This window comes from Algorimicrobium bowmanii (genome assembly GCF_054031195.1).
Window position 1 is genome coordinate 645377 of record NZ_CM132929.1, and the last position, 17144, is coordinate 662520.

Below are 17144 nucleotides of genomic sequence, written 5' to 3' on the forward strand. Positions count from 1 at the left end.
ATTTATAAAAATGAAGAATACAGCTACACGTACCTTATTGGTTTCTTTCTTATTCTTGTCGAATCTGTTTTTCGGTCAATCAGATACCAAATTCAGTTTCAATTCAGATAACTTATTAGCGCATGTAAAAGAACTAGCATCCGATTCGTATGAAGGCCGACGTACCGATACACGTGGTGCTGAGAAAGCTAGGAATTATATTGTAAACCAACTACAAGTTTTAGATGTAGCAGCGCTTGTTCTAAATTTTGAACAGCATTTCTCATTTGAAACCCCCAATAAAACCTATAAAGGAACTAACATTCTTGGCTATATAAAGGGTAAAACTGAACCAGAAAAATATATTGTAATAAGTGCACATTATGACCACGAGGGTATTAAAAATGGCCAAATATATAATGGTGCTGATGATGATGCTTCTGGGGTTAGTGCCTTATTTGCTTTTGCCGAATGGTTTCAAAACAATCAACCTAATTACTCTGTTATTTTAGCTTTCTTTGATGCTGAAGAGTTAGGTTTACAAGGATCTAGATATTTTGTTAATAATTCTATTGTGCCTTTAAAATCAGTTATATTTAATATTAATATGGATATGATTTCCAGAAATGTTTCTAAGGAGCTATATGTAGCGGGTGTAAAGAGTCATAAACATTTTCAGCACGTATATGGAAAATTAGAACCAACCGATGATATACGCATTATTTCAGGACATGATGGTACAGATAATAAACAAAACTGGACTTATTCTTCCGATCATGCTCCTTTTTTCATGAAGAATATTCCTTTTTTATATTTTGGAGTAGAAGACCATCAAGACTACCACAAGCCTACAGATACATACGAAAATATACACCCAGAATTTTATGCCTATGCTGTAGAAAATATTATAGGCTTCTTTAAAGAATTAGATACGCTTAAATTTTAGAGTTTTTCACATAATGACAGAACAATCCACGTTATTTTACACCAATCAATTGGCGGTTCATAAAAATGCTGTAAAAAAGTACAATAAAACCTTGTTTCAATTTAGCATGTTACGATTAGCTATATTTATAGCTGCTGCTTTAGGCGTGTACCAAACTATTAATAATTGGAAATTAGCAGTTGGTGTTGGTGTTTTAGGTATTATAGGTTTCATATTTACAGTATCAAAATATACAGATATAAAATACCTTAGGAATCTTCACAAGGCATTGTCTAAAATTAATGCCGATGAATTAGCTATTGCTTCAGGCGATTTTCATCAGCGTTTAGATGGTTTAGATTATCAAAACCCAACACATTTTTATAGTCTAGATATTGATTTATTTGGAAAAGGCTCTTTCTTTCAATTTATAAATAGAACAGCTATTGCTGAAGGAACCAAAAAACTTGCCGATGCATTAATGGCTAATGATATTGAACAGGTTGAAAAGCGTCAGCTTGCTATTAAAGAATTAGCAAGTAAACCTGAATGGCGGCAACAGTTTTCGGGTGTTGCTACGTTAATAACGGTTGAAACACCTGCCGTAAAAATTATTGAATGGCTTAAAAGTCACCAATTGTTCTTACCTAAAGTTATGACTTGGTTGCCAATGGTTTTTAGTATTGCTTCCTTAGTTATTGTGGCTTCAGCTGTGTTTCAAATTATAGCACCTATTTTTGCTTTATTATGGTTGGTGTTTGGTTTATTGTGTACAGGTTTTTACTTGAAAAAAATAAATGTCCTGGCAGCTAATACAGATAAAGTTAAAGATACTTTTAGGCAGTATGCTACGCTTCTAGATCAAATAGAAAAAGAAACATTTACATCGGAATTACTAAAAGAAAAACAAACGCAAATACAATTAGAGCATGAAAAGGCATCTGATATTTTCGCGAAATTTTCCAAATGTTTAGATGCTTTGGATAATAGAAATAATCTTATTTCTGCCATTTTTGGTAACGGTCTCTTACTTACGGATTTAAAGAATAGTTATAAAGTTGAAAAATGGATTGCCGAATACCACGAAACCGTAGCAAATTGGTTTGAGGTGGTGTCCTTTTTTGATGCCTATAATAGTTTGGGGAATTACACTTTTAATCATTCAGAATATGTATTTCCGACTATAGTTTCTACCAAAACAACTATTCATGCAGAAGAATTGGGACACCCTTTGTTAGATGCAAAAAAACGTGTAGCTAGTAATTTAACCATCAGTAATCAGGAATTCTTTATTGTAACCGGTGCTAATATGGCGGGTAAAAGTACCTTTTTAAGAACGGTTTCCTTACATATTGTTATGGCTAATGTAGGATTGCCTGTTTGTGCTAAGGTTAGTAATTACCAACCTATAAAATTAATTACAAGCATGCGTACCAGCGATTCTCTAACAGATGATAGTAGTTACTTCTTTTCCGAATTAACACGCTTAAAATTTATTGTAGATGCTATTCAGAAGGAGCCTTATTTTATTATTCTTGATGAAATTTTAAAAGGTACCAATTCAACAGATAAAGCCATTGGGTCTAAAAAGTTTGTTGAAAAATTAGTGGCATCTCATGCTACCGGAATTATTGCTACACATGATTTGAGTTTGTGCGAAATAGAAACCGAGTTGGAACCCGTAAAAAACTACTTTTTTGATGCGCAAATTATTAACGATGAACTCTTTTTCGACTATAAATTTAAAAAAGGTATTTGTCAAAATATGAATGCTAGTTTCTTGTTAAAGAAAATGGAGATTATATAAATAGCCATAAAACCTAACAGGTTCTGAATACGTTTGCTTTTTGTATCTTGCAGATAATATATAACGTTTCATAACCAAATTTTTATTTTATGATTATAATTAGCCCAACTATTTTAGTTGTTGTTACGCTTCTGATAATTGCTTTATTTATAACCAGCTTAGTGTTTGTCTTTAAAAACGAACAACAGCCTATATTTAAACTGCTTTGGACCTTGTTTATTGTTTTTGTTCCTGTTTTGGGATCTATAATTTATATATTAAAATATATTACAGAAGTTAAACCTAAAGTTAGTAGTTATTAAATTGAATTTTTTAGATTAGAATTTAAACACAAGCTTTAGTTGTTTATGAAAATCAAAAATTGGGTAGTAACGATTTTAATATTGTTTGTATTAGGGTGTGGTTCTGTAGATTTAAAACCGAAGTCGTTTGTATGTTTAGACGAAGCGAAGGTTGAATCTATTATGAAGGGATATGAGTTAATTATTCCTGAGAGTTGGTGTTCCTTTTATGGGTTAGATAATATTTTGCTCCATTCACCAATCCTAGAAAAGGACTTAGAATTAAATTACAGTAGAGGGTTTGTTTATGTAAATGCTTATGATATTGAATCCTATAAAAATAAAAATATTGAAGAAAGTATAGCGCCTTACTTATCAAGTTTAAAAGAAAATGGCAATCCTAACCCGAGTTATGATTCGGATTACCATCCGCTTTATGGTAAATATTATCTTATTAAAAATAGTCAGGTGCATAATGATGTAACTTATTACACCTTAGAAGTTCTATTTAACTACCAAAATCAAGATTATATTATAAACTACCAATCTAAACAGGATTATTTTGATACTTACTTGCCTGAAGTTCTTCAAATAATTACAACTTTTAAAATAAAGGAAGATTAATTTTCTTTCTGGTGGTAGGATATATCAATTGTATCTTAAATTTCACTGTGGAAAGTGAACGTGTAGAATAGGAGCAATCTTCATAATTTTGGCTTAGATAAAGCCATAAAAAAAACCTCACAAACTAACTTTAGTTGTGAGGTTTTTTATTGAAAAAGAAGTTAAATTTATCTCTTACTCCTTTTTTTCTTCTTGGATTTAGATTTTTTATTCTCAGACTTAGGGTGTACTAAAGTCATTTCATCAATTAAATGATCGGCTCCAGCAAACTTGTCAACAATAAATAATACATAGCGTAAATCCACCATAATATTTCTACAAATTTCAGGATCGTAATTCATATCACTCATAGTACCTTCCCAAACACGGTCAAAGTTTAAACCTACTAAATTTCCGTGTGCATCAATAGCAGGACTTCCTGAATTACCACCCGTAGTGTGGTTGGTTCCTAAAAAGCAAACAGGTACTTTCCCGTTGCTATCTGCATATTGGCCATAGTCTTTAGCTTCGTATAACTCAATTAATTTTTCAGGTACATCAAATTCATAATCACCTGGAATATATTTTTCAATAACACCATCTAAATAACTAACAGGGTTGTAGTAAACCGCATCTCTAGGCGCATAACCACGAACTTGACCGTAAGTTACACGTAAAGTACTGTTAGCATCCGGAAAATAACGCTCATTAGGTAATGCTTCCATTAGTGCTGTCATGTACTCCGTTTGAAGGGTTGTTATTGGTTCATTTTTTTGTTGGTATTCAGCATTTAAATTGTTGAAGAAATCTTCAATAAATGGTTTAGCATAAATATAGGCCACATCGTTATTTAATTTTTCAATAACCTCATCAGCAGATCCTTCAAATAACGCTTTGGCTGAATCTAAACTCGTAAAAGCTGTTTCGTCGTAAATTAAAGAATTAACCTTATCTGTATAGAATGGCATCACGTTTTCAAAAACACCTCTATCTACTTTTACATCGTAATTTTTATGGATACCTTCTAGTACGCCTGTAATATACGCACGACCATTATCAATACCAGCAGGGTTTTTCAATAAAGATTGCTCTATTTGGTAGGCTCTAAAGGTCATAGTCATAAGCTCGTTGGTAACTAAAAACACTTCAATAAAGTTTCTACGCTTAATATTTATATCAGCATAATCTTTATAAAGGGTTTCAAAATCAGGTAGAATATGTCCGTATTTATCTTCTAGTCCGTTTTCCTTTAATGCTTTTGTAAACGTAGCTTCAAATTCGCGGCGTTTTTCAATGGCATTACTCTTTTTGATACCTAAGTTCTCACCAATCCATTTTTTCCAAGCGTTAGCAATTCTTGCTTGCTTAGATGCATATTTAATACGTACATCATCGTTTACTTTCATTTCCGCATCAATAACTTTTAAAGCGGCTTCACGAATGGCTATATTACTTGGGTTGAATTCTTGAGTAATGTGCTCAATAGCAACGGCTGGTAAATACTCGTCAGTTGTTCCTGGAAAACCAAAAACCATAGTAAAATCACCTTCTTCAACACCATCTAATGAAATTGGTAAGTGGTGCTTTGGTGTGTAAGGTACGTTGTCTTTACTATATGCTGCAGGACGGTTGTTTTTGTCAGCATAAATTCTGAATAAAGAAAAATCACCTGTATGTCTTGGGAAGACCCAGTTGTCTGTATCACTACCAAATTTACCAATACTTGTTGGCGGTGCACCAACTAAACGGATATCGTCAAAACGTTCTGTAACAAATAAGAAATACTGGTTACCCTTATAAAATGACTTTACTTTAGTGTCTTGCCAATCCTCTTTTGTTACTTGAGTTTGTAGTTTGTTGGTGTTTTTATCTATTGTAGATTGTTTTTCTGTTTCAGTCATGCTATCGGTAACACCTGCTAATGCTTGTTCCGTTACATCTTCTATTCGTACGATAAATTCAATATACAAACCTTCATTTGGAAGCTCGTCTTCCAAATTCATGGCCCAAAAACCGTCTTTTAAATAATCATTTTCTAATGATGAATGTGCTTGAATTTGTCCAAATCCACAGTGGTGGTTGGTAAGGATTAAACCTTTGTCCGATATAACTTCACTCGTACAGCCACCATTAAAATGCCCAATGGCATCTTTAAGACTAGAATTGTTAACATCGTAAATGTCTTTTGCGGTAAGTTTACTACCTAAATTGGTCATTTCCTCTTCATTCATACCTTCTAAAAGTGAAGGAATCCACATGCCTCCTTGCTGTGCAGAGGCTTGGAAAACAATAAAGAGAACTAATAATCGTAATATTTTCATACTGTTTAAATTTTAATCTGTAAAGATAAAAAAAGTTATTGCTACTTCTTTTGTTTGTAGTTGCTTGTTCTTGTTAAAATTTCCTTTTATTATAAATTATAAAGAGTGGTATTAACACAAAGCAATTAAAGAATAAAAATACTTATTACCTTTACCTGTATGAAACATATTTCAAAACTCCCGGAAGTAGAAACAAGTATTTTTTCAATTATGAGTGCTTTATCACAAAAGCACAATGCTATTAATTTAGCTCAAGGTTTTCCTAATTTTAAAAGCGATCAGCAATTAATAGATTTAGTTACTAAAGCAATGCAGTCTGGTTTTAATCAGTATGCACCTATGGCGGGTAATTTAGAACTTCGTCAGGCCATAGCCAATAAGTTTGAATTGCTTTATAAAAGCGCTTATAATCCAGAATCTGAAATAACGGTTACAGCAGGAGCTACTCAAGCTATATATACTATTATTTCGGCATTTGTTCATGCCGGCGATGAAGTACTTATTTTTAAACCTGCTTACGATTGTTACGAACCTGCTATTCAGATTAATGGTGGGAAACCCATAGCCATTCCTTTGTATGCACCGGATTATTCGGTAGATTGGGAATTGGTGTCAGATAAAATATCATCTAAAACAAAGATGATTATCATCAATACACCTCATAACCCTAGTGGTACAATTCTTTCGGAGTCAGATATGCTAAAGTTGCAAAGTTTAACAGCTGATACCGATATTATTGTGTTAAGTGATGAAGTTTATGAACATATGGTTTTTGATGATTTAAAACATCAAAGTGTGTGTATGTTTCCAAATTTAAAAGCACGTAGTTTTGTAGTGGCATCTTTTGGTAAAACGTTTCATAACACGGGATGGAAAATGGGCTATTGTTGTGCTCCAGAAAATTTAATGGCTATATTTCAGCAAGTACACCAGTTTAATGTGTTTTCTGTAAATAGTGCCATGCAGAAAGGTCTTGCCGATTATTTGAAAATGCCTGACAAGTATTTACATTTGCCCGATTTCTATCAGCAAAAACGCGATTATTTTTTAAGTCTTATTAAAGATTCTAGATTTCTATTTACACCATCACAAGGTACCTATTTTCAGGTTTTAGATTTTTCGCAAATAACAGATGAAACTGATGTCGATTTCTCAAGACGTTTAACAATCGAAAAAGGATTGGCTTCCATACCCATGTCGGTTTTTAATGATAGAGCTAAAAAAGAACAGGTTTTACGATTTTGTTTTGCTAAAACGGATGACGTTTTAGAAGCGGCAGCTACCATTTTAAACAAGTTATAGCTTACTTGTTTTATTAAATATGTGACTTTACATACTATTTTGTGTATATATAATGTATACTTTTTATAAATAAAAATACTAATTATGAAATATATTAAAAGCCTATCTTTAGCTGTAGTTATAAGTATGAGCTCATGCGGAACGAAGCACCAAGTTATTACAAAATCTGGTGAAATTTATGAAGTTCAAGGTGATAAATACTATAAGGAAGGCAAGGAGGTAACAGCGGTTATTTCTATGGAAGAAAAAGACCGTATTAATGCCAAATTAAATAGACAGCTTGAAGCTGAAGCTGAACTAGAGGCGCAACAAGAAACTTTAGAGCAAGCGCGTGAAGAAGCCGAACAAGCCTTGGAGGAAGCATCTGAAAAAGCAGCTGCTTTAGAAGCTGAATTAGAAGCTAAACAACAAGCTCGTGAAGATTTTCTTGCAGCTAATGAAGATTTAAAAGACGCCCAAAAAAAGTATCACAAACTTCGTAAAAAAGGAAAGCTTTCTCCTTCAGATGAAGCGAAGTGGACCGAAAAATTAAACGATTTATCAACCGAGGTTAAGTTGGCTGAAAAAGCACTAAATGCGATGTGATTTATGAGTGATTATTTAAATGTTGCCATTATCCAAACAACTCTAGTTTGGGAGAAACCAGCTATTAATCTAGCACATTTTAAAGATAAAATTGCTAGTATTAAAAAACCGGTTGATTTAATTGTATTACCTGAAATGTTTACTACAGGTTTTACTATGAATGTAGAAGCCGTAGCAGAGACTATGTCTGGGGATACGGTTGTTTGGATGCAAGAGCGTGCAAGAGAAACCAATGCGGCAATAACAGGAAGTGTTGTTATTGAAGAACAAGGGGAGTATTTTAATCGGATGATATTTGTTTTCCCTGACGGTGGTATTAAAACCTATGATAAACGTCACACTTTTTCATTGGCAGGTGAAGATCGTGTTTATAGTTCGGGGTCCGAACAGGTAATTATAACTTATAAAGATTGGAAAATTTGTTTGCAGGTTTGTTATGATTTGCGTTTTCCAGTTTGGGCTAGAAATGCAAGTGATTATGATGCACTTGTTTATGTTGCTAATTGGCCAAAATCGCGTGTGGTAGCTTGGGATGCTTTATTAAAAGCTCGCGCTATTGAAAATATGAGCTACTGTATTGGTGTTAACCGTGTGGGGGTGGATGAGGCACAAAATGAATATTCAGGGCACTCAGCCGTTTATGATGTGTTAGGTAATAATATAACGCCTATTCGTCCTAACAAAGACCATATTGAGGTAGTTGCTTTAGATAAAAAACACCTTTCAAGATACCGTAATAAATTAAAATTTTTAAACGATAGAGATGATTTTAAAATAATGTAAACGTATAAACCTGATCAAAATTAGAACGAATTTCTAAAGGGTCTTTGTAGTAACTAATACGTTCTGGTTGTTTGTTTTTAAGAAAATTACCTGTGTCATATTTACCGTTTTCATTGGTGTCATAAATAACACGTAAATAAAATATACCCGTTTTTAAATGCCTAAAATCTATAGGCTCGGGTTTAGTGCTATATTGTTCTGCAATAACAACGCCTTTCTCATCTGTAATTTGGGCAATAATTGGATAGGTTGCGTTTTGCAGTTCTACACGGGCATTTCCGTAATCAGAAAAGGTTTTGGTGGTAAGTTGGTAATTTAATGTATCGTTTTTATTATCAAATAAATCTGTTAGTGCTTCAGGTAATAATTGAATGTTATAGGAATCGTCTTCTTTCTTCTCAAAATCAATGCTGTAACTATTGGATAAGGAGTCTAGTTTTACTTCAAAATCTACCGGGAACGAATCTTTATCAATAATCTGTACTTTCTCCTTATTGAAATTTGTAAACGGTACCGTACTAGATATTTTAAATGTTTCATTAAAATTAAGAACGCCACTAGGTTCAGAGCTAATGTTCATTGTATCACGTTTCTGCTCGCTTATTTTTACTGTAAAATCTTGTTTGTAGTTTTTGTTTGTTACTGTAAATAATAAGGAGTCTGCTTCTAATCTTGGTTTATACCAATAATACAAGGTATCTGTTTTTGTATCTTTTGTAATTCGTGATGTAAATTCTTCAGGAACATCAGACGTTGTGTTTATTTTAATGTCTTTATAGTCGCCTTCAAAGGCAAAGCCAATTTTCTCACCAGTAAACAAGCGCGGTCTTACAATTTTAGGGTCTAGTTCTTCTTTAAATAATTTTAAACTAAATGATTCGGTTGAATCTACAGGAACAGTTATAAACTCCTCATAAAACCCAATTTTATCAGATTTAGGCTGAAACTTATAATCTAGGTTTTCATCCTTCAAAGCAACTAGTTTGTATTTTCCTGCTTTTAAGTTTTCTAAAGAAAATGTGGTTGTACTATCTAGTGTGTTTGTAATATATCGTGGTTTCTCGTTAAAAACAATAGAGTCAGTATAGGTTGAGTCTGCTTCATAAAGCATTACAGAAATAAAACTTTCTGGCTTTTGCATTGTAGCGTCTAGAGTAATACCTTTTATAGATAAAGAATCTATATAATTGCCTGTAGAAAATACATATTTAAAGTAAGGATATGGGTTTTCTTCATTGTTATCTACAATACTGTTCCCGAAATTAAAGGCGTAGGTTGTATTGGGTTTTAGAGTATCCTTTATTATAATACGGATGTATTTACTTGCAGCAGAAAGCGGTGTTATAGCAGGGGCTGGGTCCATAGGCGGAGAGATTATCAGCTGCCTAGAGATGTTGTTTATTTTTATAAACTCATCAAAATAAATTCTAATTTCCTTTTCTGAAAAATTAGTGCTGTAATTGGCCGGTTCTGATTTAGTTATTTTTGGTGGAATAACATCTTTTACACCACCGCTAGGAGTACCACGATTGGCACAACTTATTATAATAAAACCTATAAATACTACTAAAAATATATTTGAAAGTGCTTTAGGCATACTGATTCTTCTTTTTGCAAATAAACAACATATTTATCATTAACGAAACACTCTTTATGCTATTGCCATTGTGGCAATGCTAATTTTAACTTGCTTGCTTTTCAAGAGTTCCAAACCGCAAGCTTCTAGCGTTGCTCCTGTAGTTATTATATCATCTACTAATAATATATGTTTGTTGTGAATGCGGTTTGTGTTAACGGCTTTAAATACTTCTACATTGGAGAGCCATCTTGTGAGGCGGTTTTTAGTTACTTGTGAACTGGTGTTGCTTACTTTAATAAGCACATCGTCTACATACTCTGCATCTAAGTAGTTAGCTAATTCTTTACCGAATTTTGTAACCTGATTATAGCCGCGCTTGCGTAATTTCTTTTTGTGAAGCGGAACAGGTATGACCATGTCTATATCTTGATATGCTGGTATTTTCTGTAGTTCAGAGCCTAACCAGCTACCTAAAAATGTGCCAATCTCTTCAAAACCTTTGTATTTAAGATTGTGAATAAGGTTCTGTGTCGCTCCCTTTTTCTCGTATCGCAAAAGTGCCGTTCCTAATTCTATAGGAATTCGTCCGTATAGGACTTTCAAAACAGTAGGATCTTGATTTAAATGGAAGTTAGTTAACGGTAGGTCGTGTCTGCATTTTGTACATGCATACTTTTCATTATCAAGTAACAAGCCGTTACATACATAACAAATCTTAGGAAAAAATAGATTTAAAAGTGCCTGAATCAAAACTAAGTATTTAGTAATAAATATATTACATCTTTTTGGCTCCTGCGATATATTTTGAATTTAAAATTTTACTTTAACAAATTTTTTTCCACTTCAACGATTAAAAAACAGTTTATGCGTTTTCTGTTTTAGCTTTGCACTTTAATTTAATCTAAATGATAGTTAACCCTCAAATATTTAACTATAAATTGATTATAGGTTCTTTAATCATTGCTATTGCTGTGCTTGGATCCTATAGTTTATCAAGTTATAATACTATAAAAGAGCAGAAGGAGTTCACGGAGCAAGAAATACAACTTGTTCAAGGTGAATTGTCTAATGTTATTTCATTGTATGATCACTCCCGTGTTCATAATGCAGAGCTTACTTTTCAGTTGGATCAGGCTAAAGCACAATTAGTAAGTAGTTCTAAATCTAAAAATGCAAATTTAACTTCCGTATCAGAATATGAGAGCTTAGTTTCTAGTTTAAAAACAGAGCGTAAGCATTTATTAGATAGAATTGCGAATGTGTTATTAGAAAATGAAAAACTACAAAAGGAAGTTGTTTTAAACTCCGAAAATTCGCGCGACTATAAAAACGAAATGGTTTTACTAAGGTCTCAAAATGATAAACTTCTAGACCTTGTGTCTGAGGTTTCCGAGTTGGAGCTTGTAAATCTAAAAGTGCGAGCTATTAAAACCAATGGATTAAATGCCGATGAAGTAGCGGAGCATGCACTTGATATGGACAATATGGAAGTGTGTTTTAAAATTTTAGAAAACACCAATATTAGCGATGGTTATAAAGATATTTATGTTCAGATCATGAACCCTGACAAAAAAACCTTAGCTAACAAAGGTATGGTAGAATTTATGCATGACTCTATTAGTTATAGTGGAAAAACAGCTATAAATTATAGAAATAAAGACCTAAGTGTTTGTGTTAAGGTTAATTTTAGCAGAGAAGAAACACTTCCAGAAGGCGATTATCTTGTGTCTGTTTTTCATAAGAACCATATGCTTGGTACCTCCAAAATAAAACTTAATTAAATAGTACGATATATTTTTCTTAAAACCGCTCATTTAGTTGATGCGGTTTTTTTATTTTTGTCCTATGGCAAAAAACGACGATCAATTCAAAAAAGTAATCTCTCATGCAAAAGAGTATGGTTACGTATTTCAAAGTAGTGAAATCTACGATGGATTAAGTGCGGTTTATGATTACGCACAAAATGGCGCAGAGTTAAAAAAGAACATTCGTGACTATTGGTGGAAAGCCATGGTACAGATGCATGAAAATATTGTAGGTATTGATGCCTCTATTTTTATGCACCCAACTACATGGAAAGCTTCTGGCCACGTAGATGCGTTTAACGATCCTTTAATTGATAATAAGGACTCTAAAAAACGCTATCGTGCCGATGTTCTTATAGAAGATTATTGCGCTAAAATAGAAGCTAAAATAGATAAAGAAGTTGCTAAAGCTAAAAAACGTTTTGGTGAGACTTTTAATAAAGAAGAATTTATAACGACCAATCCACGAGTTGTTGGATATTTTGAGAAGATACAAACTATTTTATCCCGAATGGGTAAGTCTTTAGAAGCTGAAGATTTAGCAGATGTTAAAGCACTTATTGAGGAGTTAGAAATAGCAGATCCGCTTACAGGTTCAAAAAACTGGACAGATGTTAAGCAGTTCAACCTTATGTTTGGTACTAAGCTAGGCGCTTCTGCCGAGCATGCTATGGACCTATATTTACGTCCAGAAACCGCGCAAGGTATTTTTGTTAACTTTTTAAACGTTCAGAAAACTGGACGTATGAAAATTCCATTTGGTATTGCTCAAACAGGAAAAGCTTTTAGAAATGAAATTGTTGCAAGACAGTTTATTTTTAGAATGCGTGAGTTTGAACAAATGGAAATGCAATTCTTTATTAAACCAGGAACACAAATGAAATGGTTTGAGTACTGGAAAGAAACCCGTATGAAATGGCATATGTCATTAGGAATGGGCGAAGATAATTACCGTTACCACGATCATGAAAAACTTGCCCACTACGCAGATGCGGCTACTGATATAGAGTTTAAATTTCCATTTGGTTTTAAAGAACTGGAGGGTATTCATTCTCGTACAGATTTCGATTTAAAACAACACGAAGAATTTTCTGGTAAAAAACTTCAGTATTTTGATCACGAAGATAATGCGAGCTACACACCGTATGTGTTAGAAACATCTATTGGTTTAGATCGTATGTTTTTAGCGGTTTTCTCAAATTCTTTAATGGAAGAAGAATTAGAGAATAATACAACCCGAACGGTCTTAAAATTACCTGCTGTATTAGCGCCTGTAAAAGCTGCTATATTGCCATTAGTTAAAAAAGATGGCTTGCCAGATGTAGCGCGCCAAATTTTGGAAGATTTAAAATGGGATTTCAATGTGGTTTACGATGAAAAGGATGCTGTAGGTAGACGTTACAGACGTCAAGATGCTAATGGTACACCATTTTGTATTACAGTAGATCATGATACCCTAGAGGATCAAACGGTAACTATCCGTCATCGTGATACTATGGAGCAAAGTCGAGTTAAAATTTCCGACTTACGCGATATTATTAAAAAAGAAGTTGATGTTAAGGAGTGGTTAATGAAAATGAAGTAATCATTTTCATTAGTCAAAAGGAATCTTATAAATTAAACGCTTAAGTATTTTTACTTGAGCGTTTTTTTTATTAAAAATAAGCCTTCAACTGCACGTTTCCGGTGTGAATAACCTGGCTAGTTTCACTCTTTCTTCCATAATACGTGAGGTTTAAATCTAAAAAGCTAGTTAGTTTTTTTTGGGCTAATATGCTCCATGTGAAGTTTTTGCCGGGTTGTAAGCCCTCCATCATTTGGTAAGCCACAGCTGTGTTAGCACTTCCTGTAAAATCATTATTAAAATAATTAAACTCGCCACTTATGGCAGCCTGCTGAAAATTAGCAAAGGTAAATGCTGCACCATATTTTTGCTGCTTTAATGTTTCAAAATTACTAATGGTGTTTTCTTTGCTTGTATATTGGTAAAACACATCAAAACGTGTGTTGTCATTTAATAAATAAGATATTTTAGGATTGATGTTGGATTCGTCAATATCAAAATTCTTACTCGCATAATTCTCACTAATACTGATGTTGTTGTTAAAACTAGACTCTAAATTAGCTAACCAACTGGCGGCAAACTTATGAGTGAATTGGAGTTTATGGCTCTGTAAATCGTTTTCAATAAAACCAAACGATAAGGTGTTCTGTGATTTATTACTTAAATAGGTGTAGGAAGTTGTGTAATGCTGTTTGCCACGGTTAAAAAATAAAACATTTCTAAAGTTTAGTTGCAAAGCTAACTGGTCGGATTCATTGCCTTCAAATGGGTTTAGATTAAAATCATTTCCTGTTCGTCTTTCTTTTCTGTCTACCAAATAGGAGGTTTGGTTATGAAAACGCGATAGTATTTTTTTAAAGCCGTTATCACTATTTATCCATTGTTGTGGGTTTATGGTTAGTAATTGACTAAAACGATTCTGATGTGTTTTTATAAATACTTGGTTTGGTAATAATACACGTATATAGTCTGCTTCATCTGGGAATTGTGAAATTTCAAATTCTTCTAACTCTTGAATGTCATTATTATTATAATCAATCCATGTGTAAACACCTTGTCCCGATTCAACTTCTACATAAGTGAATTCTTGCTGAGGTAATGTGCCCGAGTTGGTTTCGAAAACGGTATTCCAATATATTAGTTGTTTAAAGAAACGTTGACTGAATATTAGTCGGGAGTTTAATGAGTTTTCGTTATTCGTTTCGTTTTCGGCATCTTTTAATGTTCTGTAATTGGCATAAACAGATAAATTGGTTCTGCTATTCTGAATAATCCGAGAATCAATATAAAACGTGTTGGATGTGTTTACTTTTTGCAAGGTATTATTTCGTACACTATCATTTACGCGATATTTGTAACCAATTTCAGTAAAAATTTTTGTGCTATCACCTATACCTGCAAATATTTCGTAGGATTTATAACGCTGACTCAATGCGGTAAAAGTGTCGGTAGCTTTGTTTTTTTGTTTATTGTCTTCAACCGAAAGGCGTGTGCCTACCCAGGCTTTATTTAGGCTATAAGTAATGCGGTTGTAAGAGCGTAAAAAATTAGATGTTGTAATGGTTGAATTAGCTTTAAGGTAACTTGAATTTGAGAGTATTTGCCACTTGTTTAAATTCAGGTTGGCAAAAGTAATATGACGATTACCATTAAAATTTTCTGAATAATTTAGATGTTCAAATTGGTAATATGCGAGTCCTTTTTTTGCATGAAAGCTACGTAAACCAGTTTTAAAAAATAGTTGGTTACCAATATCTTGAGTTAGTTGACTGCTTGAAGTTGTTGTGTCTTCCAGTAGGTTCCAATCTCTATTAAACTCGGCGTTATAAATACGTTCTACCGATTGGAAATTTTCCTGAATATAATCCGTGTCTATAACGGCATTTAGGTTCCAAAGGCTATCATTTTTTTTAAGAGCCTGATTAATAGTTAACTTTCCAGCAAAGCCATCGTTGTCATCTTTATCTAAATCTGAAAATAAGTTGAGGTCGTTTTTACTTCCAGCCAACTCAAAAGCAATATTTGTTTTCTCGGTGGGAGTATAGCTTCCGTTTACAATGGCCATTTGTAGTTTTGTTGGGGCTATTAATTGTGTTATGGGCTCGTAGTTTCCTTGAGGTTCTCCAGCAATTGGTTCCACATATTTATATATAGTTGAAATGGCATTAATTTCTTCACCATTTACATCATTATCAATAATGTAATTTCCTAAGTTATCACCAACGTTTGAGAAGCTAACACTGTATAATTGATCGTCTGGGTTGTTTGAAAAAACAAAAATTTCCACACCGCTAACAACGTTCTTTCTATATAAAATTCTATTTTCATTATACGCTTCAGGGGTGCTTGAAGGTGCTACCATTAAACTCTGATCATCACCAGCATTTGCTAAAATTGCCACTTGTTCTTCAGATAGGTTTTGTTGCAATGGGCTGTTTTTTGCATCATTTTCGCTATATATAGAAACGCCTAATTTTAATTTTTCACTATTGTAATTACCGCCCCCAAAAACAACTAATCGTGAATAGTTTCGTTCGCTAAACTGATAGTCTACCGTAATTCGCATTTCAGAAGTAATTGGAAAAGTAGGGTTAAAAATAATTTCGCCAGCATTGTAGTTTATAATGTAATCTTTGTTTTCTCCACGTTCTAAGGCAACACCATTTACATATACTGTTTCGCTTCCAGAAACAATAAGTACATATAGTTCGTTATTGGGTCCTTTTAGTTTGTAGGGGCCCTGATTTCCTTCTTGAGCATTAAACTGGCTCGTTGTAAACTGCCCTCGTACTAAGGCACCGGCAGCAAATAAATTGGTGGTGGACTCGGTATGATTTAAACGTGCATTTACTGATAAACCTTGTACACGTTTACTGAAATTTCCAAAGTAGGATGTGGTGTTTTCTAAATCGACATCACCAGCACGAATTTTCCAATTGTCGCTAAATAATTCAATAAAAACTTGGTCAAATTCATCTAAGCGTTGTGAGTATCCAGCTTCTTGTAGTGGAACATTGGCATCCTGAATGGATGCGCGCAGTGCAATGTTTTCGTTTAGTTTTCCTGTAATTTGTAAGTCTAATTCACTGTTCAAAACCGAATTTTGGTTGTTACCTATTACCACACCCCGCGAAATACTACCGGTAGTTGTTAGGCCGTCAAAAGGTTTGAAATTCGATTTTTCACTAGGTTGCGATAGTTTGTATAAACGCTGTTGTTTATCTGTGTTTGCTAAAATTATTCGGTCGTCTAATTGTCTGTATGTTTTTGTTATAAAATCTGGATATGCTAAGTAGTTTATAATAATAGAATCGCTTGAAATGGGCGTTTTAAACTTAAGAGTAGCTTTTGCAAAATCAACGTCATAATAAGATTCGTCAATAAAAACGCTATCGGTTGTTTTAAGTGAAAAGAAGCTGGAATTAATACTCACGCTATCTATTACTATAGAATCTGATACAGCTACTCGTTTCGTTTTATAATTTGAACCTGTCTCTTGAGCAGTAGCCCAAAAACAGATAAAAATAAGAAGACAAGTAAAACCGTATTTCATGTAAATCTAAACTCTAGAATAAAGGATTTATTTTGTTGATAGTTTTTGTTAAAAGGG

Annotated in this window: 13 protein-coding genes; 9 read left to right on the forward strand and 4 right to left on the reverse strand. The window is 33.4% G+C overall.

All coding sequences use genetic code 11. The annotated features are described in order from the left end of the window. Window positions 1-10 precede the first annotated feature (10 nt). From ACW5R3_RS02780 to ACW5R3_RS02795, 4 genes are all read left to right on the forward strand, one after another. A complete protein-coding gene (locus ACW5R3_RS02780; protein ID WP_456578101.1) occupies window positions 11-925 on the forward strand; it encodes a M28 family peptidase in 915 nt (304 codons plus the stop codon). Window positions 926-938: 13 nt separating this feature from the next. Next, a complete protein-coding gene (locus ACW5R3_RS02785; RefSeq protein WP_456578102.1) occupies window positions 939-2711 on the forward strand; it encodes a MutS-related protein in 1773 nt (590 codons plus the stop codon). A gap of 89 nt (window positions 2712-2800) precedes the next feature. Beyond that, window positions 2801-3013: a PLDc N-terminal domain-containing protein gene (locus tag ACW5R3_RS02790; RefSeq protein ID WP_456578103.1), complete on the forward strand. Its 213-nt coding sequence runs from the start codon at window positions 2801-2803 to the stop codon at window positions 3011-3013. 45 nt (window positions 3014-3058) lie between these two features. Continuing rightward, window positions 3059-3616 carry a hypothetical protein gene (locus tag ACW5R3_RS02795; RefSeq protein WP_456578104.1) on the forward strand — a complete coding sequence of 186 codons (558 nt, stop codon included), beginning with the start codon at window positions 3059-3061 and terminating at the stop codon, window positions 3614-3616. Between the two features lie 167 nt (window positions 3617-3783). On the opposite strand, the gene ACW5R3_RS02800 is transcribed toward ACW5R3_RS02795, so the two are convergent. Continuing rightward, entirely contained in the window at window positions 3784-5916 is a 2133-nt protein-coding gene (locus tag ACW5R3_RS02800; protein WP_456578105.1) for a S46 family peptidase, read from the reverse strand. A gap of 159 nt (window positions 5917-6075) precedes the next feature. Here ACW5R3_RS02800 and ACW5R3_RS02805 point away from each other — a divergent pair, with 159 nt between their 5' ends. From ACW5R3_RS02805 to ACW5R3_RS02815, 3 genes are all read left to right on the forward strand, one after another. Continuing rightward, window positions 6076-7218, forward strand: a complete 1143-nt coding sequence (locus tag ACW5R3_RS02805) for a methionine aminotransferase (RefSeq protein ID WP_456578106.1) — start codon at window positions 6076-6078, stop codon at window positions 7216-7218. Window positions 7219-7302: 84 nt separating this feature from the next. Continuing rightward, window positions 7303-7803, forward strand: a complete 501-nt coding sequence (locus ACW5R3_RS02810; RefSeq protein WP_456578107.1) for a hypothetical protein — start codon at window positions 7303-7305, stop codon at window positions 7801-7803. Window positions 7804-7806: 3 nt separating this feature from the next. Further along, window positions 7807-8586 carry an amidohydrolase gene (locus tag ACW5R3_RS02815; protein WP_456578108.1) on the forward strand — a complete coding sequence of 260 codons (780 nt, stop codon included), beginning with the start codon at window positions 7807-7809 and terminating at the stop codon, window positions 8584-8586. Here ACW5R3_RS02815 and ACW5R3_RS02820 read toward each other — a convergent pair. After that, entirely contained in the window at window positions 8573-10183 is a 1611-nt protein-coding gene (locus tag ACW5R3_RS02820; RefSeq protein ID WP_456578109.1) for an Ig-like domain-containing protein, read from the reverse strand. The two genes, ACW5R3_RS02815 and ACW5R3_RS02820, sit on opposite strands and share 14 nt — an antisense overlap. Before the next feature lie 54 nt (window positions 10184-10237). Beyond that, window positions 10238-10768 (reverse strand): ComF family protein, encoded by a 531-nt coding sequence (locus tag ACW5R3_RS02825; protein WP_456578110.1) that lies wholly within the window; start codon window positions 10766-10768, stop codon window positions 10238-10240. A 302-nt stretch (window positions 10769-11070) separates the two neighbouring features. Between ACW5R3_RS02825 and ACW5R3_RS02830 the strand changes: the two genes are divergently transcribed. Next, complete coding sequence (locus tag ACW5R3_RS02830) at window positions 11071-11946, forward strand: hypothetical protein (RefSeq protein WP_456578111.1); 876 nt, start codon at window positions 11071-11073, stop codon at window positions 11944-11946. 64 nt (window positions 11947-12010) lie between these two features. Then, a complete protein-coding gene (locus ACW5R3_RS02835) occupies window positions 12011-13555 on the forward strand; it encodes a glycine--tRNA ligase (RefSeq protein ID WP_456578112.1) in 1545 nt (514 codons plus the stop codon). 70 nt (window positions 13556-13625) lie between these two features. Here ACW5R3_RS02835 and ACW5R3_RS02840 read toward each other — a convergent pair whose 3' ends face one another. After that, on the reverse strand, window positions 13626-17087 hold the full coding sequence (locus ACW5R3_RS02840) for a hypothetical protein (RefSeq protein ID WP_456578113.1): 3462 nt from the start codon (window positions 17085-17087) through the stop codon (window positions 13626-13628). Between the last annotated feature and the right edge of the window lie 57 nt (window positions 17088-17144).